The sequence below is a fragment of the Baekduia alba genome (assembly GCF_028416635.1).
Classification (GTDB): domain Bacteria; phylum Actinomycetota; class Thermoleophilia; order Solirubrobacterales; family Solirubrobacteraceae; genus Baekduia; species Baekduia alba.
In genome coordinates, this window is record NZ_CP114013.1 from 3,917,106 (window position 1) to 3,938,570 (window position 21,465).

Annotated in this window: 22 protein-coding genes; 9 read left to right on the forward strand and 13 right to left on the reverse strand. The window is 72.7% G+C overall.

The genetic code is table 11. From position 1 onward, the window contains the following. Positions 1-6 precede the first annotated feature (6 nt). Genes cydB through DSM104299_RS19630 form a run of 5 tightly spaced genes read right to left on the reverse strand, consistent with a single transcriptional unit; the run spans position 7 to position 4,143 of the window. Positions 7-1,017 (reverse strand): cytochrome d ubiquinol oxidase subunit II, encoded by a 1,011-nt coding sequence (gene cydB, locus DSM104299_RS19610; RefSeq protein ID WP_272473338.1) that lies wholly within the window; start codon positions 1,015-1,017, stop codon positions 7-9. Further along, entirely contained in the window at positions 1,014-2,414 is a 1,401-nt protein-coding gene (locus tag DSM104299_RS19615) for a cytochrome ubiquinol oxidase subunit I (protein WP_272473339.1), read from the reverse strand. Before DSM104299_RS19615 ends, cydB begins: the two co-directional genes overlap by 4 nt. Before the next feature lie 26 nt (positions 2,415-2,440). Beyond that, positions 2,441-2,605 (reverse strand): hypothetical protein, encoded by a 165-nt coding sequence (locus tag DSM104299_RS19620; RefSeq protein WP_272473340.1) that lies wholly within the window; start codon positions 2,603-2,605, stop codon positions 2,441-2,443. Then, complete coding sequence (locus DSM104299_RS19625) at positions 2,602-3,579, reverse strand: DUF2254 family protein (RefSeq protein WP_272473341.1); 978 nt, start codon at positions 3,577-3,579, stop codon at positions 2,602-2,604. Before DSM104299_RS19625 ends, DSM104299_RS19620 begins: the two co-directional genes overlap by 4 nt. Before the next feature lie 30 nt (positions 3,580-3,609). Further along, positions 3,610-4,143, reverse strand: coding sequence for a DUF1269 domain-containing protein (locus DSM104299_RS19630; RefSeq protein ID WP_272473342.1), 534 nt, complete (start codon positions 4,141-4,143; stop codon positions 3,610-3,612). Between the two features lie 158 nt (positions 4,144-4,301). On the opposite strand from DSM104299_RS19630, the gene DSM104299_RS19635 reads away from it, so the two are divergent. Further along, the gene (locus tag DSM104299_RS19635) at positions 4,302-4,760 is read left to right on the forward strand and encodes a DUF7144 family membrane protein (protein WP_272473343.1); all 459 of its coding nucleotides are present in this window, start codon (positions 4,302-4,304) and stop codon (positions 4,758-4,760) included. On the opposite strand, the gene DSM104299_RS19640 is transcribed toward DSM104299_RS19635, so the two are convergent. Further along, entirely contained in the window at positions 4,730-5,422 is a 693-nt protein-coding gene (locus DSM104299_RS19640; RefSeq protein ID WP_272473344.1) for a response regulator transcription factor, read from the reverse strand. The two genes, DSM104299_RS19635 and DSM104299_RS19640, sit on opposite strands and share 31 nt — an antisense overlap. A gap of 153 nt (positions 5,423-5,575) precedes the next feature. Here DSM104299_RS19640 and DSM104299_RS19645 point away from each other — a divergent pair, with 153 nt between their 5' ends. The 3 genes from DSM104299_RS19645 (at position 5,576) to gad (ending at position 9,975) form a co-directional block, all read left to right on the forward strand. Next, a complete protein-coding gene (locus DSM104299_RS19645) occupies positions 5,576-6,964 on the forward strand; it encodes an SHOCT domain-containing protein (protein WP_272473345.1) in 1,389 nt (462 codons plus the stop codon). Positions 6,965-7,042: 78 nt separating this feature from the next. After that, positions 7,043-8,557 (forward strand): sensor histidine kinase, encoded by a 1,515-nt coding sequence (locus tag DSM104299_RS19650; RefSeq protein ID WP_272473346.1) that lies wholly within the window; start codon positions 7,043-7,045, stop codon positions 8,555-8,557. Then, a complete protein-coding gene (gene gad / locus DSM104299_RS19655; RefSeq protein WP_432419749.1) occupies positions 8,557-9,975 on the forward strand; it encodes a glutamate decarboxylase in 1,419 nt (472 codons plus the stop codon). The genes DSM104299_RS19650 and gad overlap by 1 nt, the downstream gene beginning before the upstream one ends. Before the next feature lie 234 nt (positions 9,976-10,209). Here gad and DSM104299_RS19660 read toward each other — a convergent pair whose 3' ends face one another. The 3 genes from DSM104299_RS19660 to DSM104299_RS19670 form a co-directional block, all read right to left on the reverse strand. Beyond that, positions 10,210-10,350, reverse strand: a complete 141-nt coding sequence (locus tag DSM104299_RS19660; protein ID WP_272473348.1) for a hypothetical protein — start codon at positions 10,348-10,350, stop codon at positions 10,210-10,212. A gap of 79 nt (positions 10,351-10,429) precedes the next feature. Then, entirely contained in the window at positions 10,430-10,873 is a 444-nt protein-coding gene (locus DSM104299_RS19665) for a DUF7144 family membrane protein (protein WP_272473349.1), read from the reverse strand. An 86-nt stretch (positions 10,874-10,959) separates the two neighbouring features. After that, a complete protein-coding gene (locus DSM104299_RS19670; RefSeq protein WP_272473350.1) occupies positions 10,960-11,409 on the reverse strand; it encodes a hypothetical protein in 450 nt (149 codons plus the stop codon). Between the two features lie 120 nt (positions 11,410-11,529). Here DSM104299_RS19670 and DSM104299_RS19675 point away from each other — a divergent pair, with 120 nt between their 5' ends. The 4 genes from DSM104299_RS19675 (at position 11,530) to DSM104299_RS19690 (ending at position 16,663) form a co-directional block, all read left to right on the forward strand. Then, on the forward strand, positions 11,530-11,811 hold the full coding sequence (locus DSM104299_RS19675) for an SHOCT domain-containing protein (RefSeq protein WP_272473351.1): 282 nt from the start codon (positions 11,530-11,532) through the stop codon (positions 11,809-11,811). Continuing rightward, complete coding sequence (locus DSM104299_RS19680; RefSeq protein WP_272473352.1) at positions 11,808-12,968, forward strand: AI-2E family transporter; 1,161 nt, start codon at positions 11,808-11,810, stop codon at positions 12,966-12,968. Before DSM104299_RS19675 ends, DSM104299_RS19680 begins: the two co-directional genes overlap by 4 nt. Before the next feature lie 419 nt (positions 12,969-13,387). Then, a complete protein-coding gene (locus DSM104299_RS19685) occupies positions 13,388-15,745 on the forward strand; it encodes an arylsulfatase (RefSeq protein WP_272473353.1) in 2,358 nt (785 codons plus the stop codon). Positions 15,746-15,754: 9 nt separating this feature from the next. Then, positions 15,755-16,663 (forward strand): HAD family hydrolase, encoded by a 909-nt coding sequence (locus DSM104299_RS19690; RefSeq protein WP_272473354.1) that lies wholly within the window; start codon positions 15,755-15,757, stop codon positions 16,661-16,663. Here DSM104299_RS19690 and DSM104299_RS19695 read toward each other — a convergent pair. Continuing rightward, positions 16,660-17,355 carry a GAP family protein gene (locus tag DSM104299_RS19695; protein ID WP_272473355.1) on the reverse strand — a complete coding sequence of 232 codons (696 nt, stop codon included), beginning with the start codon at positions 17,353-17,355 and terminating at the stop codon, positions 16,660-16,662. The two genes, DSM104299_RS19690 and DSM104299_RS19695, sit on opposite strands and share 4 nt — an antisense overlap. A 98-nt stretch (positions 17,356-17,453) precedes the next feature. Between DSM104299_RS19695 and DSM104299_RS19700 the strand changes: the two genes are divergently transcribed. Continuing rightward, positions 17,454-18,893, forward strand: coding sequence for a DUF2252 domain-containing protein (locus DSM104299_RS19700; RefSeq protein ID WP_432419786.1), 1,440 nt, complete (start codon positions 17,454-17,456; stop codon positions 18,891-18,893). Here DSM104299_RS19700 and DSM104299_RS19705 read toward each other — a convergent pair. Genes DSM104299_RS19705 through DSM104299_RS19715 form a run of 3 tightly spaced genes read right to left on the reverse strand, consistent with a single transcriptional unit; the run spans position 18,871 to position 21,457 of the window. Then, positions 18,871-20,571, reverse strand: coding sequence for a SulP family inorganic anion transporter (locus DSM104299_RS19705; RefSeq protein WP_272473357.1), 1,701 nt, complete (start codon positions 20,569-20,571; stop codon positions 18,871-18,873). The genes DSM104299_RS19700 and DSM104299_RS19705 overlap by 23 nt on opposite strands. Next, on the reverse strand, positions 20,568-21,029 hold the full coding sequence (locus DSM104299_RS19710; protein ID WP_272473358.1) for a hypothetical protein: 462 nt from the start codon (positions 21,027-21,029) through the stop codon (positions 20,568-20,570). Before DSM104299_RS19710 ends, DSM104299_RS19705 begins: the two co-directional genes overlap by 4 nt. Then, positions 21,029-21,457, reverse strand: a complete 429-nt coding sequence (locus tag DSM104299_RS19715) for a hypothetical protein (RefSeq protein WP_272473359.1) — start codon at positions 21,455-21,457, stop codon at positions 21,029-21,031. Before DSM104299_RS19715 ends, DSM104299_RS19710 begins: the two co-directional genes overlap by 1 nt. Between the last annotated feature and the right edge of the window lie 8 nt (positions 21,458-21,465).

A 21,465-nucleotide genomic window follows, 5' to 3' on the forward strand; every position in this document is an offset into this window, starting at 1 on the left:
CGCGGCTCACACCGACGGGGCGCCGCCGACCCGTGCCCGGAAGACGTGGTAGGCCCAGCCCTGGTAGAGCAGCACCACCGGCGTGCACACCGCCGCCACCACCGTGATGACGCTCAACGCGTAGTGCGCGGTCGCCGCGTCGGAGATCGTCAGGCTGTTGGCGAAGTCCGGCGAGGACACGATCACCCGCGGGTACAGGCCGGTGAACAGCGTGGCGACGATCATCCCGGCCGTCAGCGCGGTGGCCGCGAACCCCCACCCCGGCCGGCGCGCCCCGACCAGCAGGCCGGCCGCCACCACGCCGCCCGCGCCCACGGCGGCGGGCACGAGGACCGGCAGCAGGCTGCGGTCGTTGCGGTCGATCGCCACCACGACCGTCCAGGCCAGGACGCCGACGACGACGACCGCGGTGGGCAGCGCGAGCCGCCGCGCGAACGCCGCCGCGCGCTCGCCGAGGCCGCCGGCCAGGCGCAGCGTGAGGAACGTCGCGCCGTGGAAGGCGAACAGCAGCACGGTCGCGGCCCCGACCAGCACGGTGTAGACGCTGAACACGTCGCCGACGTCGCCGCCGTAGGTCTGGTCGGAGTTGAGCGGCAGCCCGTGCAGCAGCGCGGCGAGCCCGACGCCCCAGAAGAACGGCGCGCCGATGCTGCTGGCCGTGCTCGCCCAGCGCCACGACCGGTGCCAGCGCTCGCCGTCCCCGCGGCCGCGCCAGTCGAACGAGACCGCGCGGACGATCAGGCAGACGAGGATCGCCAGCAGCAGCAGGTACAGCCCCGCGAACATCGTCGCGTACCAGGCCGGGAACGCCGCGAAGGTCGCGCCGGCCGCGACGACCAGCCAGACCTCGTTGCCGTCCCAGACCGGGCCGATCGTCTCGATCACCGTGTGGCGCTCGTCGTCGTCGCGCCCCACGACGGCCGCCAGCATGCCGACGCCGAAGTCGAAGCCCTCGAGCACGAAGTAGCCGCCCCAGAGGACCGCGATCAGGCAGAACCAGAAGATCTCGAGGCTCATGACGGCACCAGCTCGGCGACGGGCGGCCCGACCGGGCGGTCCGGCTCCGGCGGGTCGAGCCGGGCGTAGCGGCGCATCAGGATGACGTCGAGGACGCCGAGCGCGGCGTACAGCGCCACGAAGATCGCGAGGCTCGCGCCGAGCATCGCCGTGGAGACGTTCGGCGAGTTGGCGGTGGCGGTCTTCAGCAGCCCCTGGACGATCCACGGTTGACGGCCGACCTCGGTCAGCAGCCAGCCCGCGGTCGCCGCCAGGTAGGGGAACGCGATCGCCACGACCGCGGTCCACAGGAACCAGCGCTTGGTCGCCAGCGTCCCGCGGCGGTACAGGAAGGCGCCGAGCAGGGCGACGAGCGTCATCAGCGCGCCGAGGTAGGCCATGACGCGCATGCCCCAGTACGCGACTCTCACCGGTGGGAGGTAGTTCCCCTTGCCGTACTGCGTCTGGTAGCCCTCGTTGACCTGGTTCATGCCCTCGACCTGGCCCGTGAACGTCCCGGTGGCCAGGAACGACAACAGCTTGGGCACCTGGATCACGAAGCTGGGCTTCTGGTCGGACTGCGTGAAGCCGCCGATCTGGAACAGCGAGAACCCGGCCGGCTGCTCGGTGTTCCACAGCGCCTCGGCCGCGGCGATCTTCATCGGCTGGTAGTCGGTCGTCGCCAGCCCGAAGCGGCTGCCGACCACCATGTTGGCCACCGTGGCCGGCACGGCGACGATCAGCGCCACGGCCGCCGCGCGGCGGAACAGGTCGACGTTGCGCCCGCGCAGCAGGTGCCAGCAGGCGATGCCGAAGACGAAGAGCGACCCCATCGTCAACGCGACCAACATGGTGTGGGTGAACGCGTAGAGCGCGAAGCGGTTGGACAGCAGGGCCCACACGTCGGTCAGGTGCGCCTCCCCGCCGCTGACCTTGGAGCCGACCGGGTGCTGCATCCACGAGTTGGCCACCAGGATGAAGTAGCCCGACAGCCACGTGCCGAGCACCGCGAGCCACAGCGTGGCGAGGTGCAGCCGCGGCGACAGCCGGTCCCAGCCGAAGATCCAGAGCCCCAGGAACGTCGACTCCAGGAAGAACGCCGCCAGCCCCTCGATCGCCAGCGGGGCGCCGAACACGCCGCCGACGTACTTGGAGTACACCGACCAGTTCATCCCGAACTGGAACTCCTGGACCAGCCCCGTGGCCACGCCGATCGCGAAGTTGATCAACAACAGCGTGCCGAAGAACTTCGTCAGCCGCAGCCACGCCTCGTCGCCGGTGCGATGCCACTTCGTCTGCATGATCGCCACGATCGGCCCGAGGCCGAGCGTGAGCGGGACGAAGAGGAAGTGGTAGATCGAGGTCGTCGCGAACTGCAGCCGAGCGAGATCCACCGTGGTGGCCGCAAGCGGGGACACGACCGTCCATGCAACCGCCGGTCCGATCACGGGGCATCACCCGAACCAGATGATCCGACCGGCTGCTCGGCCGGCGCTCGCCGGTCGCGCGGGACGCCGCCGATCCCTTGGCGGTCGGGCAGGCCGGCGTACGCCAGCCGCTCGGGGTCGCCGGACCACAGCGCACGCAGGTCGGCGTCCAGGCGCGTCATCTCGGCCTCCACGACGGGCCGGTGCTCGGGCCGGACCACAGCGCCTCGACGTGGTCGAGCAGCTGGACCGCGGTCGTCGGGTCGTTGACGGCCGGCGACAGCGCGCGGATCGCGATGTCCACGATGATGCGCAGCGCGAACGCCGGATCCTGCTCGATCGTTCGCTCCTGGCCGAGCGCGAACAGGCCCTGGGCGCGCTTCGGCGTCTTGGCCGACGCGGGCCCACCGTCCAGCGACAGCAGCGTCGCGCCCTCCGGGACGTAGTCGCCGACCGTGTAGCGCAGCGTGACCGTGACGTCCTGCCGGCGCGCCAGCCCGACCAACCCCTTCAGGTCGATCGCCTGCAGGACGCCGGGGCGGGGCGTCGCCACCGCGACGCCGGGGCCGTCGCCGGCGGTCCGCCCGGCGGTCGGCCCGCCGGCGGGTCGGCGCAGCGCGTCGACCTCGGTCAGCACCGCGCGCCCGCCACGCGCGACGAACGCCGCGACGGCCACCGGCCGCAGCCGGTGGATGAAGCGATCGAGGTAGAGCAGGAACAGGACCAGGCTGACCGCGACAAAGAGGCCCGCCATCGTGACGCCGAGGCTGGGGACCGAGGTCGGCCCCACGCGCCGCAGGAGGGAATAGGCGAACGCGAACGTGCCGACGAAGCCGGCCAGCACGGCCTTCTGCAGCGGGTCGCGGTACCAGAGCCGCATGTAGCGCGCCGACAGCGTGCCGGTCGCCATCTGGACCACCAGGACGCCGACGGCCACCACGATGCCGGTCAGCCCGATCATCGACGCGACCACGGCGCTGAGCACCGTCGCGGCCGTGCTCTCGGAGTACACCCACGACTGCGGCAGCGTGATGTGCTGCTCGATCGTGAGGTCGAGCTGGGCCAGCAGCGGGCCGCAGAGCGCCCCGACCAGCGGGACCACCCACAGGCTGCCCTTCAGGTACTGCCGGGCGCGGAAGGCGATGCCCCAGGTCATGGGATCGCCCTCCAGCGCTCGCTCGTGGTCTCAGACGCTCGCCGCGACCTGCTCCTGCTGCTCGAGCGCGCGCATCGCCTCGGCCTCGGCCTCCTGGAAGTCCGCGCCGTCGAGGTGCTTGGTGACGTGCTGGATCGAGCCACCGGTCGCCTGCTCGATCTTGGCGACGTCCTCGTCGATCCCGATGACGATCAGCGCGGCCTGCTTGGGCTGGAGCATCTCGGCCATCTCCTTGGCCTCGTGCCGCGACATGCCGTGGGCCAGGTGCCCGAACCACGCGCCCAGGCCCGCGCCGCCGGCCGCGGCGCCCGCGGTCCAGGGCAGCAGGAACGGGAACAGCACCGACGCGCCGGCGCCCGCCGCCAGGCCGACCCAGCCGCCGTGCTTGACCGGCTTCTCGTCCTTGGTGACCTTGACGCTGCCGTCGGCGGCCCGCGACAGGACCGCCGCGTCGTAGGACCCGATGTCGTCGTTGCGGTGCAGCGCCTTGATCGCGTCGTAGTCGGCCTCCGCCTGCGCCACCGTGTCGTAGATCCCCGTGAAGAAGAACATCGGCTTGTTCATGGCACGTCCCTTCGCTCGTCGGTGCGGTCGACCGACCGTAGATCCGGCCCCGAGGGGCGACATCATCCGATTCGGGTGGTGCGCGGGCGCCCGGGTGGTTGCGACGGTGCGCAGGCGACGTCGCTCGACGTCGGCACCGCATCCAGGAGGAGAGACCCATGCCGCGCAACGTCCTCACCACCGATCAGCTGCCCCCGGCGCGCGACCGCTTCGCCGACCCGAGCACCTACTCGGCGGTCGACGAGGGCCCCGGCTGGCTCGCGTTCGCGGGCGCCATGCTCGCGATCGTCGGCGTCCTCAACGTCATCTACGGGATCGCCGCGACGTCGAACGCCAAGTTCTTCGTCCGCGACGTCGAGTACGTGTTCGGGAACCTCAGCACCTGGGGCTGGTTCATGATCGTGCTCGGCGTGACGCAGATCCTCGCGGCGTTCTCGGTCTGGGCCAACCGCCAGTTCGGCCGGTGGTTCGGCGTCGTCGTCGCCGGCGGCAACGCCATCGTCCAGATGATCGCGATCCCCAGCTACCCGTTCCTGGCGCTGTCGCTGTTCGCGATCGACATCATCGTCATCTGGGCCCTGCTGACCTACGGCGGCCGGCGCGCCGAGGTCGCCTGAACGTCACCCAGGAACAGCAGGGTCGCCTTGACGCGCTTGCTCACGTCCTCGGCGCCGGAGAGGTTCAGCTTCAGGAAGATCGAGTTGATGTGCTTCTCGACGGCGCGCTTGGTGAGCACCAGCGTCTCGGCGATCGCCGCGTTGCTGGCGCCCTGGGCGATCTGGGCGAGGACCTCGAGCTCGCGCGCCGTCAGGTCGCCCAGCGGCGAGCGCGGCGCGCGCCCGCGTGAGCGCATCAGCGGCTCCACGATCTTGGGGTCCATGACCGACCCGCCGACGGCGACCGTGTGGATCGCCGACACGAGCTGGGAGCGGTCGTGGACCCGCTCCTTGAGCAGGTAGGACCGGCCCTCGGACCCGGAGTCCAGCAGGGCCAGCGCGTATGCGGGATCGGCGTAATTGCTCAGCACCACGACGCCGATCTCCGGGTGCGTGTCGCGCAGCAGCGCCGCCAGCCGGATCCCCTCGTCGGTGTTGGTCGGCGGCATCCGGATGTCGGTGACGACGACGTCGGGCTGATGCTCGTCGATCGCCTTCAACAGCGAGTCGACGTCCTCGCAGCGCGCGACGACGACCACGTCGTCCTCGTGGTCGGAGATGACCTGGGCGATCCCCTCGCGCACGATGAAGCTGTCCTCAGCGAGCGCCACCCTCACGGTCATGGGCCCACTGTAGACGCGGCGCTCGACGGTTCCTAGGACGCGGGGAGGCGGGCAGGCGTGCGGCCAGGGTGCGTGCCTCCCCGCACAGGCAGGCCCGCGCCGTTGCGGGCCCCCGGCCGGCACTGCGACGGTGGGCGCCAAGGAGACCTTGACGTGACCGACGCTGCCTCGCCACCGCCCGACGCCCCCGCCCCGACGCCCGCCGCCGAGCCCGCGCCGGCCATCCCGCGCGGCCGCAGGATCGCGATCCGCGCGCTGCTGTGCGGGGCCACCGTCCTCGCGGTCCTGGCGATCTTCGCGGTCTGGGCCAACCGCCAGGTGCTCGACGCCGACAACTGGTCGGACACGAGCGCCGCGATGTTGGACAACAGCGAGATCCGCACGCAGGTCTCCGGCTACCTCGTCGACCAGGTGTACGCCAACGCCGACGTCAGCGCGCAGATCGCCAGCGCCCTGCCGCCCCGGCTCAAGCCCCTGGCGGGCCCCGCCACCAGCGGCCTGCGCGACCTCGCGCAGACGACGACCAACCGGGCGCTCGGCCGGCCCCGCGTCCAGGAGGTCTGGAAGCAGGCCAACCGGGTCACCGCGGAGCAGTTCATCAACATCGCTGAGGGCGACTCCAAGCTGGTGACCGCCACCGGCGGCGCGATCGTCCTGAACCTGCGCTCGATGGTGGTCGAGGTCATCGGCCGCCTCGGCCTGCCGCGCTCGCTGTCGGACCGGATCCCGCCCGACGCCGGGAACATCACGATCATGTCCAACACCCAGGTCGACACGCTCAAGAGCGCCGTCTCGTGGGTCAAGGGCCTCTCCGCCGTGCTGCCCGCGCTGGCCATCGCGATGCTCGCGCTCGCCGTGTACCTCGCCCGCGGCCGGCGCCGCGAGACGCTGCTGATCGCCGGCGTCGACCTCATCGCCGCCGGGCTGTTCGTCCTGGTCGCCCGCAGCATCGCGGGCACCTACGTCGTGGGGCAGCTGTCCTCCACCGCCGCCGTCGAGCCGGCGGCGCAGGCCGCGTGGTCGATCGGCACGCACATGCTGCGCGACGTCGCGCAGGCCACGGTCGTCCTCGGCATCCCCGCCGTCGCGGCCGCGTGGCTCGCCGGGCCCTACCGGCCGGCGATCGCGGTCCGCCGCGCCGTCGCCCCCACCCTGCGCGAGCGTCCGGGCGTCGCCTACTCGGCGGTCGCCGTGGCCGTGCTGCTGGTGATCGCGTGGGCGCCGATCCCCGCGACGCGCATGCCGCTTGGGGTCCTGGTCATGATCGTCCTCGCCTTCGCCGCGCTGGCCGCCCTCCGCCGGCAGGTCGCCGCCGAGTTCCCGGAGGCGCGGGCCGGCGCGACGCGCGCCACGCTGCAGGAGCACGCCACGCGGGCGGCGCGGGCCGTGCAGGGAGCACGCCGCGGCCCCGCGCCGCCGATGAGCCAGCCCGTCGAGCAGCTTGAGCGCCTGGCGACGCTGCACGACAGCGGCGCGCTGAGCGACGAGGAGTTCACCGCCCAGAAGACGCTCGTGCTCGCCGGCAGCAACGGCGCGCGCTGAGCGCGCACATGCCTCTGGCCGGTGCGCGCACCCCAATCGCTGGCGGTCGCTCCCGCTGTCTGGGAGGGTCGCCGGATCATGCTGGGCTCCGAGGCGGGTCGCCTCCCCGACGTGCGGTACGCGTTCGGCCTGCTCGTGCTGCCGCTCGCGTACTGGGGCGCCGCGAAGGCCGGGGTCCTGCTCGACTTCGCCGGCCCCGTGGCCGCGATCATGTGGCTGCCGGTCGGCATCGCGATCGCGTTCGTCTACCTCGGCGGCTGGCGCTACTGGCCGGGCGTCCTGGTCGGCGACCTGCTCGCCAACGACTACGGCACGCTGCCGCTCGGGTCGGCGCTCGCCCAGACCTGCGGCAACCTCCTCGAGGTGCTCGTCGCGGTCTGGCTCATGCGCCGCCTCGTTCCCGGCGGCGCGCCGCTGGCGACCGTGCGCAACCTGGGGCGCATGCTCGGCGCGCTCGCGGTCGGGGTGGCGATCAGCGCGACCGTCGGCGCGCTCGCGGCCCGCCTCGGCGGCGTCATCGCGACCGGCCACGTCCCCGCGACCTGGCGCACCTGGTGGCTCGGCGACTTCTGCGGCGCCGTCGTCGTCGTCCCGCTCGCGATCGCCTGGCACCGGCCGCCGCGGCGCGCGTGGTGGCGGCGGGCCACGGCGCTGGAGCTCGGCCTGATGCTCGTCGCGGTCGCGGCGCTGAGCGCGGTCGCCCTGCGCGGCGACGCGCCGACGACGTACACGGTCTTCCCGGCGCTGATCTGGTCCGCGCTGCGCTTCGGACCGCACGGCGCGACGCTCGCGATCGCCGTGGCCGCCGCGTTCACGGCCTGGAACACGTCGCACCTGCTCGGCCCGTTCGTGTTCGACTCGCTCACCCGCAGCGTCCTCAACACCCAGCTCTACATCGCGGTCTCGGCGGTCTCGACGCTCTACCTGGCGGTCGTCGTCACCGAGCGCGAGCAGCTCGCCCGGATGCTGCGGGCCTCCCGCGCGCGGCTCGTCGCGTCCGGCGACGTGGCGCGCCGGCGGATCGAGCGCGACCTGCACGACGGCGCGCAGCAGCGCCTCGTCGTCCTCGCCGCGCACCTCGGGCGCGCGGCGCGCCAGGCGCGGGAGACGCCCGAGCGGGCGCCGGCGCTGTTCGAGGAGGCCGACGCGGTGCTGTGGGACGCGATCGACGAGCTCCGCACGCTCGCCCACGGCATCCACCCGGCGCTGCTCTCCGACCTCGGGCTGGCGCGGGCGATCCGCAGCGCCGTCCGGCAGTCGACGGTCCCGGTGACGCTGGTCGCCCTCCCGACCGCGCGCTTCGACGCGACGACCGAGGCGACCGCGTACTACGTCGTCACCGAGGCGGTGGGGAACGCTCAGCGCTACGCCGGTGCGACGTCGATCTCCGTGCGGGCGGTCGCGGCGCCGCCCGACCTGTGCGTGGAGGTCTACGACGACGGCATCGGCGGCGCGCGCGAGCGCGTGGGATCCGGGCTGCAGGCGCTGCGCGACCGCGTCGAGGCGACCGGCGGGACGCTGCGCATCGAGAGCCCGGCCGACGGCGGGACGCTCGTCGCCGCCGCGATCCCCGGCCTCACCCTGAACGGGTGATGCGACCGCACACGGAGGCGCGGTTCCATGGAGCGGTGACCACGACACCGACCGGCCCGGTCCCTTCGAGCATCGCCTCACCGCTCGTCCGCGACGCCACCGCCGCGGCGCTGCCGCGCCACCGGCTGCCCGACGGCGGCGTCGGCAGCGAGGTCGCGCACGACCTCATCACCAACGAGCTGTTCCTCGACGGCAGCGCCCGCCTGAACCTCGCGACCTTCGTCACGACGTGGATGCCGCCGCACGCGGCCGCCTTGATGGCCGAGACGGCCGACAAGAACATGATCGACAAGGACGAGTACCCGCAGACCGCCGAGATCGAGAAGCGCTGCGTCAACATCCTCGGCGACCTATGGCACGCGCCGACCCCGGAGGGCGGCGACGCGACCGGCACGTCGACCACCGGATCGAGCGAGGCGGCGATGCTCGGCGGCATGGCGCTGAAGTGGCGCTGGCGCGAGCGCCGCCGCGCCGCCGGCCTGCCGACCGACAAGCCGAACCTCGTGATGGGCGTCAACGTCCAGGTCTGCTGGGACAAGTTCTGCCGCTACTGGGACGTCGAGCCGCGGCTCGTGCCCATGGAGGGCGAGCGCTTCCACCTCGACGCCGAGCAGGCGGCCGCCTACTGCGACGAGAACACGATCGGCGTCGTGGCGATCCTCGGCTCGACGTTCGACGGCAGCTACGAGCCGGTCGCCGAGATCGCGGAGGCGCTGGACGCGCTCGCCGCCGGCGGCGGGCCCGACGTGCCGCTGCACGTCGACGCCGCCTCGGGCGGCTTCATCGCGCCGTTCGTGCAGCCCGACCTGGTCTGGGACTTCCAGCTGCCGCGCGTGCAGTCCATCAACGCCTCCGGCCACAAGTACGGCCTCGTCTACCCGGGCGTCGGCTGGGCGCTGTGGCGCGACGCCGCCGCGCTGCCCGAGGACCTGGTGTTCAAGGTCAACTACCTGGGCGGCGAGATGCCGACCTTCGCGCTGAACTTCTCGCGTCCGGGCAGCGAGGTCATCGCCCAGTACTTCATGTTCCTGAGCCTCGGCCGCGAGGGCTTCACGGCCGTGCAGCTGAACTCGAGCTCGGTCGCGCAGCGCATCGCCGCCGAGGTCGCCGCGATGGGCCCGTACCGCACGATCACCGACGGCAGCGAGCTGCCGGTGTTCGCGTTCGCGGTCAAGCCCGAGACGGCGTACACCGTCTTCGACGTGTCGGACCGCCTGCGCGAGCGCGGCTGGCTCGTGCCGGCCTACACGTTCCCGGAGAACCGCCAGGACCTCTCGGTGCTGCGCGTCGTCGTGCGCGCCGGCATGACCCACGACATGGCCGACCTGTTCCTCGACGACCTGCGCCAGCAGACCGCGCGGCTGGAGGGCTCCGGCCCGGCGCCGGGAGCCCCCCAGGTGTCGGCGTTCGCCCACTAGCGCGAGGCGTCCGCCGGCAGCTCCCAGCAGGCGACGAGGCCGTAGACGTAGACGATGGCGATGTCGACGCAGAACTGGACCACGCCGCAGACGAGCAGGATCCACCCCCAGGCGCCTCGGGGCCGTGCACGTCGAGGTCCATCGGGCGCTGGCGCTGCGTGGACATGGGTGCTCCTCACCCGGGGAGGTCGACACGCCCGACGCTACGAACGCGCCCCCGGAGGCGACCTCATCTCATTGAGGTGATAGGCCGGACGCGGGCGGCGGGGCGACCGAGAGCCCGAGCGGGTGACGCGTCTCGGGCAGCGCGTCGAGCTCGCGGCGCAGGCCGGCCAGCGCGCGGCCCTCGTGCGCCGCGTGCAGGCGGGCGGGCACGGATCACACGATGACGATGGTGCCCGGTCGGCGCCCCGTTGACGCCGATCGCGCCCGCCGTGCCTAGCCGTTGGTCAGGTCACGTGGACGCGCGGCGCCCGTGCGCCAGCAGGCCGTAGATGATGAGGATGTCGACCCCGAACAGCGCGAGCGCGAGGAACGGGTAGGCGGAGATCGCCAGCATCTGGATGGTCGCGTTCACCCCGGCGCTGATGATGCCGACCCAGCGGGCGCCCGCCGCCTGGGCCCAGATGCCGACCGCCGAGATGACCTGCACGGCGCCGACGATGACCAAGAACCAACCCCAGACGTTGAGGTTGCTGATGACGAACTGGGCGTCCTTGACGTAGAACTTGCTGTCGCCGATCGCCGCGATGCCGTAGACGAAGTTCAACGTCCCGACGATCGCGAGCATCATCCCGGCGAAGAGCACCCATCCGTAGCCGCGGCCGTCGTCGACGGGTGCGCTCGGCTGGGCCGAGAGGGGCGTTGGGGTGCCCCGGGGTTCGGCGCTGGTGGACATCGAGGTTCCTCCTTCGTGGGTCGCTGCTGCTGCCGACGGTAGGAGCGACGTCACCGGACGGCATCATCCGCTTGGGATGACGGGGGTCAGGGCGCCGTCGTCGTGTCGGTGTCGGGCGCGGCCGGCGTGGGGACCGTCGTGGTCCGGGGCGGCGGCGTCACGGTGACCGTCGGCGTGACGGTCACGGTGGACGGCGGCGGCGTGGGCGCGACGACCGTGGTCGTGACGTTCTTCGTGCTCGTCGTGCGGTGCACGTCGACGCTGATCGGAGGCGCCGTGTTCGCCGTCGCGCCGTCGTCGCCGCGATCGATGACGAGCGCGGTCAGCACGCCGAGCAGCAGCACGAGGCCCACGCCGGCGGCGATCGCCCAGCCGCGGGACGGCTCGTCGGGCGGCGGCGCGCCGTAGGACGGCGGCTCCCCGCCCGGCGGCGGAGGCGTGCCACCCGGCGGCGGAGGCGTGCCACCGGGCGGCGGAGGCGTCCCACCCGGCGGCGGCGGGACGGGATCCTGCGCCTGCGGGTCCTGGTCGGTCATCGCCGCAGCGTCCTGCCTCGCGTGGCGGCCCGCATCACCCTCATCGGGGGATGCGCGCACGTCCCGCCCGCGGCGACGATGGTCCGGCATCGAGCCAGTACGCCAAAACGAGGAGCCATCATGCCCGGACTGCTTCGGGGAGTCGCCCGCGTCGCCGTCATCTCCGGCACCGCCACCGCCGTCAGCAACCGCGTCTCCCGCCGCCAGGCCGGCCGCTGGGCGTCCCAGGACGACGCCGGATACCAGGAGGCGCCGCCCGAGCAGGCGCCGCCGCCGCCGGCGGCCGACGCCGGCCCCGACATGCTCACCCAGCTGCGCGAGCTCGGCGAGCTCAAGGAGCAGGGCGTGCTGACCGAGGAGGAGTTCGCCACCCAGAAGGCGAAGATCCTCGCGGCCCAGTGAGGGTCCCTCATCGATCCGCCAAGGAGGACCCGGAGCCCGATCCGCTCGAGCACGTCGAGCTCTCCGGCATCTTCGCCGCGCCGTCGTGGCTGCGCGACCTCGGCTTCGCCGCCTGGCTGCTGGCCGGCGTCACGGTCGTCGTCGTCGGGGCGATCTGGATCGCGGACCTCACGAGCACGATCTTCGTCCCGGTCGTCGTCGCCGCGGTGCTCGCGGCCGTGCTGTCGCCGATCGTGCGACTCCTCCAGAACCACAAGATCCCGCGGATCGCCGGCGCGGCGATCGTGTTCGTGGGCGTCGCCGTGGCGGGCGCGGCGCTGCTGGTGATGATCGTGAGCGGCATCTCCAGCCAGTCCTCCGACATCACCGACAAGCTGCAGCAGGGCGCGACCAGGCTCGAGTCCGCGCTCAACGACCTCGGGGCGAGCAGCGACAGCGCCAGCCAGGCCAAGAGCAGCGCCAGCTCCGGGCTCAGCGACGCGTTCCACACGCTGCTGACCGGCGTGGGCTCGGGCATCTCGGCGCTCGCGTCCCTCGCGGTCTTCATCTCCTTCACCGCGCTCAGCCTGTTCCTGCTGCTCAAGGACGGGCCGGCGATCCGCACGTGGGCCGAACGCCACCTCGGCATCCCGCGGCCGGCCGCGCGCGTCGTGCTCGGCCGCACGCTGCAGTCGCTGCGCGGCTACTTCGGCGGCGTGACCGCCATCGCGGCGTTCAACGGCGTCGTCATCGGCCTGGGCGCGCTGATCGTCGGCGTGCCGCTGGCCGGGACGATCGCGGTCGTCAACTTCGTCGCGGCCTACATCCCGTTCCTCGGCGCCTGGACGGCCGGCGCGTTCACCGTCCTCATCGCGCTCGGCGCCAACGGCACGCAGGCCGCGCTCGTCATGGCGTTCATCGTGCTGATCGCCAACGGCGCGCTACAGCAGATGATCCAGCCGGTGATCATGGGCGCGGCGCTCGGGATCCACCCGCTCGTCGTCCTCATCGTCACGATCGGGGCCGGTGCCCTGTTCGGCGGCGTCGGGATGGTCCTCGCGGCGCCGCTGACCTCGGCCGCGGTCCGCATCTCGCACGACCTCGCCGCGATGCGCGCCGAGCGCGACGCCGACGCCGCCGAGGACGATCCCGGCGGCGCGGTGCCGACGCCGGCGTAGCGGGCGGCCGGCGTTGATGGCGCGCAGTGCGGGCGTTGGTCGGTGCCGCGGAGCGCGGTGCGTCCGTTCGGGGCCGAAGCGACGCGCGCGTCGAGGTCTGTGTCGTTTGGTGGCCCGCATAGGACCACCAGTCGACACGGATCCAGGATTCGCCGGCGATTCGGTGCGACCCTTCGGCCCCGAACCGCCGCCCCGAAGCACGATCAGCGACGAGCCACACCAGCCAGGGCGGCGCCGCCTCTCCGCTCTCACGCCCTTGATGAGGACGCACCACGCCGCGCAGCACCCACGCAAACGCGCTGGGCGCCACGAGCGCCGGCGCCCACATCACCCCGACCGGATGATGCCGCCCCCGCATGCCTCGACGAGGGTGGATCCCAGCACCCACCGCCGCGCGGGCTGACCAGGAGCGCACCATCATGAGCAAGCCGTTCAAGGGCAAGATCAACGTCGACATCCGCGACTCCGTCCCGGACTGGACGCCGTTCGAACCGCCCGTGGCGCCGGACGGCGCGCCCAGCGTCGTGTACATCGTGCTCGACGACGTCGGCTTCTCCGCGCTGGAGAGCTACGGCGGACCGGTCCCGACGCCGAACATCGACCGGATCTCTGACGAGGGCCTGCGCTACACGCAGTGGCACACGACCGCGCTGTGCTCGCCGACCCGCTCATGCCTGCTGACCGGGCGCAACCACACGCGCAACAGCATGGCCTGCATCACCGAGGCGGCCAGCGGCTTCCCGAACGCCAGCGGCGTCATCCCGCCCGAGAACGGCCAGATCCAGGAGATCCTCGGCGCCCAGGGGTGGAACACCTACATGGTGGGCAAGTGGCACCTGTGCCCGGAGGCCGAGATGAACCTCGCCTCGACGCGGCGCAACTGGCCCGGCGGCCGCGGCTTCGAGCGCTTCTACGGGTTCCTCGGCGCGGAGACCAACCAGTGGTTCCCCGAGCTGGTCTACGACAGCCATCCCGTCGAGCCGCCGAGCACGCCCGAAGAGGGCTACCACCTGACGGTCGACCTCACCGACAAGGCGTTGGAGTTCATCAAGGACGCCAAGGTGCTCGCGCCCGACAAGCCGTTCTTCCTGTACTACGCGCCCGGCGCCTGCCACGCGCCGCACCACGCGCCCAAGGAGTGGGCCGACAAGTTCAAGGGCCAGTTCGACATGGGCTACGAGGCGATGCGCGAGCAGACGCTGGCCCGCCAGAAGGAGCTCGGGATCGTCCCGCCCGAGACCGAGCTGCCGCCGATCAACCCGCTCGGCACGCCGGAGACCCGCAGCGGACCCGACGGCGAGCCCTTCCCGCCGCTGGACGTCACCCGGCCCTGGGACTCCCTGTCGGCCGAGGAGCAGCGGCTGTTCAGCCGCATGGCCGAGGTCTACGCCGGCTTCCTGGCGCACGCCGACGACCAGATCGGCCGGCTGCTCGACTACCTCGAGGAGACCGGGCAGCGCGAGAACACGATGGTCGTCGTCGTCTCCGACAACGGCGCCAGCGGCGAGGGCGGGCCCGACGGCTCGGTCAACGAGAACAAGTTCGCCAACGGCATCCCCGACGACATGGCGGAGAACCTGGCGAAGATCGACGAGCTCGGCAGCCCGGGGACCTACAACCACTACCCCAACGGCTGGGCCATGGCGTTCAACACACCGTTCAAGATGTGGAAGCGCTACGAGTACGCCGGCGGCACGTCGGACCCGTGCATCATCTCCTGGCCCAAGGGCATCGCGGCGCGCGGGGAGCTCCGCGAGCAATACCACCACGCCGTCGACCTGGTGCCGACGATGCTCGACGCGCTCGGCGTCGAGGCGCCCGAGACGCTCGGCGGCCACGTCCAGAGCCACTTCGACGGCGTCAGCATGCGCTACAGCTTCGACGCCGCGACGCTGCCCAGCGCCCGCCAGACGCAGTTCTACTCGATGCTCGGCTCCCGCAGCATCTGGCACGACGGCTGGACGGCGGTCACGACCCACCCGACGCTCAGCGGCTGGGGCCACTTCGGCAAGGACGAGTGGGAGCTGTACCACACCGACGTCGACCGCTCCGAGCTGCACGACCTGTCGCTCCAGGAGCCCGAGCGCCTGCAAGAGCTGATCAACCTCTGGTACGCCGAGGCCGGCGCCAACGGGGCGTTCCCGCTCGACGACCGCTCGGCGCTGGAGATCATCCTCACGCCGCGGCCGCTGCTCTCGCCCGCCCGCAACCGCTACATCTACTACCCGGGCATCGCCGACGTCCCGGAGTCCCAGGCGGTCAACGTCCGCAACCGCTCCTACGCGATCGCGGCGCTGGTCGACCTCCCGGAGGCCGGCGCCGAGGGCGTCCTGTTCTCGCACGGGGCGCGCTTCGGGGGCCACGCGCTCTACATCAAGGACAACAAGCTGCACTACGTCTACAGCTTCGTCGGCAGCGTCGAGCAGACGGTCGTCGCCGACCAGGAGCTGCCGACCGGCGAGGGGCTGATCCTGTCGGCGGCGTTCGCGAAGGAGGGCGAGGACCCGCCCGGCCTGTCGTTCGGCACGCTGTCGCTGTTCCACGGCGACGTCAAGGTCGGCGAGGGCAAGATCAAGACGCAGCCGGGCAAGTTCTCGATCTCCGGCGACGGCCTGTGCGTCGGGCGCGATGGCGGCGACCCGGTCGCCGCCGACTACCCGGGCACGGCGCCGCACCCGTTCACCGGCGGCACGATCACCCGCGTGGCGGTCGACGTCAGCGGCGAGCCCTACGTCGACCTCGAGCGCGAGGCCGTCGCGATGATGGCGCGCGAGTAGGCACGTCGGATGGCCGAGCTGGGCTCCTGGGCCGACGGACCGGCGCGCCAGGCCATCGTCGACTTCGTCGCGCGCACGCGCGACGAGGTCCCGGTCGCCGAGCGCGTGGCGGTCTTCGACAACGACGGCACGCTGTGGTGCGAGCAGCCGCTGCCGATCCAGGCCGACTTCATCCTGCGCCGGCTGGGCGAGATGGCCGCGGCCGACCCCGACCTCCAGGCGCGCCAGCCGTGGCAGGCGGCGCACGAGGGCGACGCCGCGTGGCTGAGCGCGGTCATGACCGAGCACTACGCCGGCGACGACACCAAGGTCAAGGTGCTACTGGGCGGGATCCTCGCGGCCTACGACGGCATGAGCGTCGAGGAGTTCGAGGAGCGCTCCGACGCGTTCCTGCGCTCCACCCAGCACCCGACGCTCGGCCGCCCCTACCTCGAGTGCGCCTACACGCCGATGGTCGAGCTGCTCGCGTATCTGGAGGACAACGGGTTCACCAACTACATCGTCTCGGGCGGCGGGCGCGACTTCATGCGCCCGGTGACCGACGAGCTCTACGGCGTCCCGCGCGAGCGCGTGATCGGCAGCACCGCGGCGTTGGCCTACGCCAACGACGAGCACGGCGGCACGATCACCCACACGCCGCGCCCCGAGTACCTCGACGACGGGCCGGAGAAGCCGCTGCGGATCTGGAGCCGCACGGGCCGCCGGCCGCTGCTGGCCGCGGGCAACACCAACGGCGACGTCCCGATGCTCGACTTCGCCCAGCACGCCGACAAGCCGTTCCTGCGACTGCTCGTCGACCACGACGACGCCGAGCGCGAGTTCGCCTACACCGCCGGCGCCGAGCAGGCGCTCGCACGCGCCGGCGCCGAGGGCTGGACGGTCGTCAGCGTCAAGGACGACTGGGCCACCGTGTTCTAGGCCTTGGCCACGCCACGCGCGACCAGGTAGACGCCGAGCACGGCGCTCAGCACGATCGCGATCCGGCGCCCGTTCTCCGAGAACCACCGGTTCGCGCGCACGACGAGGGCCACCGTGCGCTCGGGCGCGACCGCCAACCCGACGAGCGGGACCTCAGCCAGCGTGAACATCACGAGGTTGAACGCGACGACGAGCGCGATGACGCCGCCGGTGCCGTGGTCGCCGACCGCGATGTCCTTGAGGCCGACGAGGTACGCCGCCCCGGGCAGGTTGATCGCCAGCGACGCGAGGAAGACGACCGGCACCGAGCCCCGGGACAGGATCCGCTGCGACAGCGGCTCGCGCGTCGCGTGGGTCGCGCCGGCCGGGTCGCTGCCGCCGGCCGGGCGCCGGCGCTGCTTGAGCCGGACGTCCACCCGCGTGGCGAGGGCGACGGCCAGCAGCAGCGCCAGCCCGCCGACCGACACGTCGGTGATCCAACTCGCCCCCGAGCGATCGGAGCGCACGGCGCCCGAGCCCTGCAGCAGCGCCACGATGCCGAGCCCCACCGCGATGCTGACCGTGAGCCCGCCGGCCAGGTAGGCGGCCAGGAGCGGGCGGCGCCGCTCCTGCGAGAGCAGGAGGGCGACCGCCGCCAGGAGGGTCGGGTAGAGCGCGGCGTCGAGCGCCAGCGCGAGCAGTTGCAGGGGCATCCGTCGTCGCACCCCACCGCACGTCGCGCGCGGCGCCGTCACCCCGAACGGATGATGTCCGCGCGGCGCCGCCGAGGTTCCATGGGTGGGTGAGCACCATCGTGGAAGCCGGGCCCCCGAGCGCCGCCGCGCGCAACGGGCGCGCCAAGCCGCATCCGACCACGGCCGAGCGCGTCGAGCGGGGCCGGGCGATCCGGGCCACCGTGCCGCGGTCGAGCATGGCCGAGTGGGAGCCGGCGCCGGATCGCCGCGATCCCGTCGAGCTGCTGGAGGAGCAGGCCCGGACCCGCGTCCAGGAGCTCGTGCCGATCCGTCACGGGCGCATGCTCGTCTCGCCGTTCACCTTCTACCGCGGCGGCGCCTTCCTGATGGCCGCCGATCTCGACGCCTCCCCGCGCACCGGCCTGACCGTCCAGCTGTGCGGCGACGCGCACCTCTCGAACTTCGGCGCCTACGCCGCGCCCGACCGCCGGCTGGTCTTCAGCGTCAACGACTTCGACGAGACGCTGCCCGGCCCGTTCGAGTGGGACGTCAAGCGGCTGGTGGCGAGCTTCGCGGTCGCCGGGCGCGACCGCGGCTTCGACGCCCGGACCCGCAAGGCGATCAACCGGACGGTCGGCCGGGCCTACCGGGAGTCGATGCGCGACTTCTCCGCCCTCGGCAAGCTCGACCTCTGGTACGCCCGCATCGACGTGGACGAGATCGCCGCCCGCTTCGCCGCCCAGGCGAGCCCGAAGGAGGTCAAGCGCTTCGACCGCAACGTCGCCAAGACGCGCAGCAAGGACAGCCTCAAGGCCTTCGGCAAGCTCACCGAGATGGTCGACGGGCAGCCGCGGATCGTCGGCGATCCGCCGCTGATCGTCACGATCGAGGACGTCGCGAGCGACGCCGAGCGCCCGCAGATCGAGGCGTTCTTCCGCGGCATCATCCGCGACTACCGGCGCTCGCTGCCCAGCGACCGCCGCCACCTGATCGAGCAGTTCCAATACGCGCACGCGGCCCGCAAGGTCGTGGGCGTCGGCAGCGTCGGCACCCGCGCGTGGATCCTGCTGATGCAGGGTCGCGACGCCTACGACCCGCTCTTCCTGCAGGCCAAGGAGGCCGAGGCGTCGGTCCTGGAGCCGTTCCTCGGCAAGACCGCCTACGCCAACCACGGCAAGCGCGTCGTCGAGGGCCAGCGCCTGATGCAGGCCGCCAGCGACCTCATGCTCGGCTGGGTCCGCGTCGACGGCCTCGACGGCGTCAGCCGCGACTTCTACGTCCGCCAGCTCTGGGACCAGAAGGGCTCGGCGGTCGTGGAGACGATGCGCCCGGACACGATGACGACCTACGCGCAGGTCTGCGGCTGGACGCTGGCCAAGGCCCACGCCCGCTCGGGCGACCCCGTGGCGATCGCGAGCTACCTCGGCTCCAGCACGACCTTCGACCGGTCGCTCGCGACGTTCGCCGAGACCTACGCCGACCAGAACGAGCGCGACTTCGCAGCCTTCCGCGACGCGGTCGACGCCGGCCGGCTCAGCGCAACGACGGGACTCTGATCGGCGGCGGCGCGGCGACGGCCTCCTCGACCGTCGCGAAGACCGCGTCCTCGCCCACCGCGTCGATCAGCCCCGCGCGGCGCCAGAGCGCGAGGACCGGCGGGTGGACCGCGGCGAGCTCCAGCGTCGAGCCCTCGGACGCCAGCTCGCCGGCCACCTGCGCGAGGATGTCGGCCCCGTCGGTGTCGGTGAGCAGGACGGCCTCCGCGTCGACGATCACGCGACCCGGCGTGCCCGCGTCGGCGGAGATCTCGCGGATCCGGGTCCGGAACGCGTCGGCGTCGGCGAAGAACAGCGGGCCGTCGACGCGCGCGATCCGCACGCCGGGCGTGAGCTCCAGGCCCTCGTGCCGCGAGAGCACGTGGAAGCGGCCCGTCCGCGGGTCGCGCCCGAGCTCCCGCACCGACGTGCGCGACGACCGCGCGATCAGCAGCAGCAGGGAGAGGACCACACCGATGAGGATGCCTTGGGTGATGCCGATGAACAGGATGCCGACGCCCGCGCCCATGAAGAACACCCAGTCGGCGCGGTTGACGCGGTAGTAGCGGCGCCAGTCGACGAACGTGACCAGGCCGACCATCGCGTCGATGACCACGGCGCCGAGCGTCGCCGAGGGCAGGTCCTCGAACAGGCCGGCGAGCAGCAGCATCGTCAGCAGCACCAGCACGGCGTTGACCAGCGACGCCATCTGGGTCTGCTGCCCCGCCGCCTCGGCCACCGACGTCTTCGACAGGCTGCCGTCGCTCGCGAAGCCGCCGACGAACCCCGCCGCGCCGCACGCGAAGCCCTGGGCGATCAGCTCCTGATCGGTGTCGATCTCGTAGTGATGGCGGCTGGCCATCGCGCGCGCCGACGCCAGCGACTCCGAGTAGCCCACGAACACGATCGACAGCGCGCCGACCAGCAGCGCCGACGTCTCGCTCCAGCCGACGCCGGGGAGGCCGACCGAGGGCAGGCCCGTCGGCACGTGGCCGGTGACCGCGACGCCGTGCGACGACAGGTCGAGCGCGGCGGAGAGCGCGATCGCGGCGGCGACCACCATGAGCATGCGCGGCCAGCGCGGCAGGAACCGGCGCATCGCCAGCAGCACGGCGAGCGAGCCCAGCCCGACGGCCAGCGTCGTCGTGCTCGTGTCGGGCAGCGCCTTGACCATCTCCCACAGCTCCTGGGCGTAGGAGCCGTCGCCGGCGTCGACGCCGAGCAGCTTCTGGGACTGGTCGATGATGATCCCGATCGAGAAGCCGAGCACGAAGCCGGCCATGACCGCCTTGGACAGGAACGTCGAGACCCAACCCATCCGCAGGACGCCGAGCGCGAGGTAGACCAGGCCGGTGGCGATCGCCAGCGCCGCGGTCCAGCCGATCGCCGTCTCGCTGCCCAGCGCGGAGCTGCCGATGATCGGCGTGATCGCCGCGGCCGACACCGCGCAGACCGCAGCGCTCGGGCCCTGGGCCAGGTGGCGCGACGTCCCGAAGATCGCGTAGGCGACGAGCGCGACGAACGACGTGTAGAGGCCGTACTGCGCCGGCACGCCCGCCAGCGACGCGTACGCGAGCGCCTGCGGCACGAGCAGCGCCCAGACCGAGAGGCCGGCCACCGCGTCCCCGGTCAGCAGGCGCCGGTCGTAGGACGGCAGCCAGCCGACGATCGGCACGTACCGGCGCAGCAGCGCGCTCATCGCGCGCGCGTGGCGACCGACGCGTGGGCGACGCCGACGTCGCGCGCGCGGGCCACGGCGACGCGCCGGCGCGCCCACGCGTAGGGCGGGGCGTCGGCCGGGATCGCCGTGTGGGCGAGGTGGTCGTCGAGGTCGGCGAGCTTGACGGTCCGCGCGAGCCGGCCCGTCGCGCCCCGGGCGCGGGCGATGCGCAGGACGTAGAGCTCGTAGGACTCGGCGTCGACGTGGGTGAGCAGCCCGAGCGCCTCGAGCTCGACGAGCGTCAGCCCGTACACCTGCAGCTCGAAGCTCGACACGCTGGAGCCTTCGCGCACGTCGTGCAGCCAGGCCACGGCCTGGGCGGACACGGGCACCGCGGCCGCGACACGCGCCAGGTGGTCGACGACGAGGTCGCCGAAGCGCGTGCGCTGGGCGCCGTGCAGCCGCTGCGCGACGTCGCGGGCGACGGCGGGATCCATCAGCCGCCCATCGACCCGACGAGATGACGGCGCGCCCAGGCGTAGGGCGGCAGGTCCCAGCGCAGCGGGTCGTCCGCCGACCGCACGAGGTGGTCGTCGAGGTCGGCGACCTTGATCGCGCGCGCGAGGTCGCCGGCGGCCCCGGGCGCATGGGCGATGCGCAGCATGTGCAACTCGAAGGGCTCGCCGTCGGCGCGCGTGAGCAGCGCCAGCGCCTCGGCCTCGAGGTCGGTCATCCCCTTGTCGCGCAGGGCTGCGGGACGCGTGTCGCTGTGCTCGACGACGTCGTGGAGCCACGCGGTCGCGCGCGCGGGCGCGGGCACCGCGGCCGCCACGCGGGCGACGTGCTCGATCCACAGCTCCCCGAGCCGATCGCGCCGGCCGTGGTGGCTGTAGTAGGCGATGCTCCGGGCGATCTCCGCGTCCACGCGAGCAG

Excerpts from the sequence above, each read along its gene's own strand:
- cydB (WP_272473338.1), bottom strand. The coding sequence starts at position 1,017 with ATGAGCCTCGAGATCTTCTGGTTCTGCCTGATCGCGGTCCTCTGGGGC.
- DSM104299_RS19620 (WP_272473340.1), bottom strand. The coding sequence starts at position 2,605 with ATGACGCGCCTGGACGCCGACCTGCGTGCGCTGTGGTCCGGCGACCCC.
- DSM104299_RS19625 (WP_272473341.1), bottom strand. The coding sequence starts at position 3,579 with ATGACCTGGGGCATCGCCTTCCGCGCCCGGCAGTACCTGAAGGGCAGC.
- DSM104299_RS19630 (WP_272473342.1), bottom strand. The coding sequence starts at position 4,143 with ATGAACAAGCCGATGTTCTTCTTCACGGGGATCTACGACACGGTGGCG.
- DSM104299_RS19635 (WP_272473343.1), top strand. The coding sequence starts at position 4,302 with ATGCCGCGCAACGTCCTCACCACCGATCAGCTGCCCCCGGCGCGCGAC.
- DSM104299_RS19640 (WP_272473344.1), bottom strand. The coding sequence starts at position 5,422 with ATGACCGTGAGGGTGGCGCTCGCTGAGGACAGCTTCATCGTGCGCGAG.
- DSM104299_RS19650 (WP_272473346.1), top strand. The coding sequence starts at position 7,043 with ATGCTGGGCTCCGAGGCGGGTCGCCTCCCCGACGTGCGGTACGCGTTC.
- gad (WP_432419749.1), top strand. The coding sequence starts at position 8,557 with ATGCGACCGCACACGGAGGCGCGGTTCCATGGAGCGGTGACCACGACA.
- DSM104299_RS19665 (WP_272473349.1), bottom strand. The coding sequence starts at position 10,873 with ATGTCCACCAGCGCCGAACCCCGGGGCACCCCAACGCCCCTCTCGGCC.
- DSM104299_RS19670 (WP_272473350.1), bottom strand. The coding sequence starts at position 11,409 with ATGACCGACCAGGACCCGCAGGCGCAGGATCCCGTCCCGCCGCCGCCG.
- DSM104299_RS19675 (WP_272473351.1), top strand. The coding sequence starts at position 11,530 with ATGCCCGGACTGCTTCGGGGAGTCGCCCGCGTCGCCGTCATCTCCGGC.
- DSM104299_RS19685 (WP_272473353.1), top strand. The coding sequence starts at position 13,388 with ATGAGCAAGCCGTTCAAGGGCAAGATCAACGTCGACATCCGCGACTCC.
- DSM104299_RS19690 (WP_272473354.1), top strand. The coding sequence starts at position 15,755 with ATGGCCGAGCTGGGCTCCTGGGCCGACGGACCGGCGCGCCAGGCCATC.
- DSM104299_RS19695 (WP_272473355.1), bottom strand. The coding sequence starts at position 17,355 with ATGCCCCTGCAACTGCTCGCGCTGGCGCTCGACGCCGCGCTCTACCCG.
- DSM104299_RS19705 (WP_272473357.1), bottom strand. The coding sequence starts at position 20,571 with ATGAGCGCGCTGCTGCGCCGGTACGTGCCGATCGTCGGCTGGCTGCCG.
- DSM104299_RS19710 (WP_272473358.1), bottom strand. The coding sequence starts at position 21,029 with ATGGATCCCGCCGTCGCCCGCGACGTCGCGCAGCGGCTGCACGGCGCC.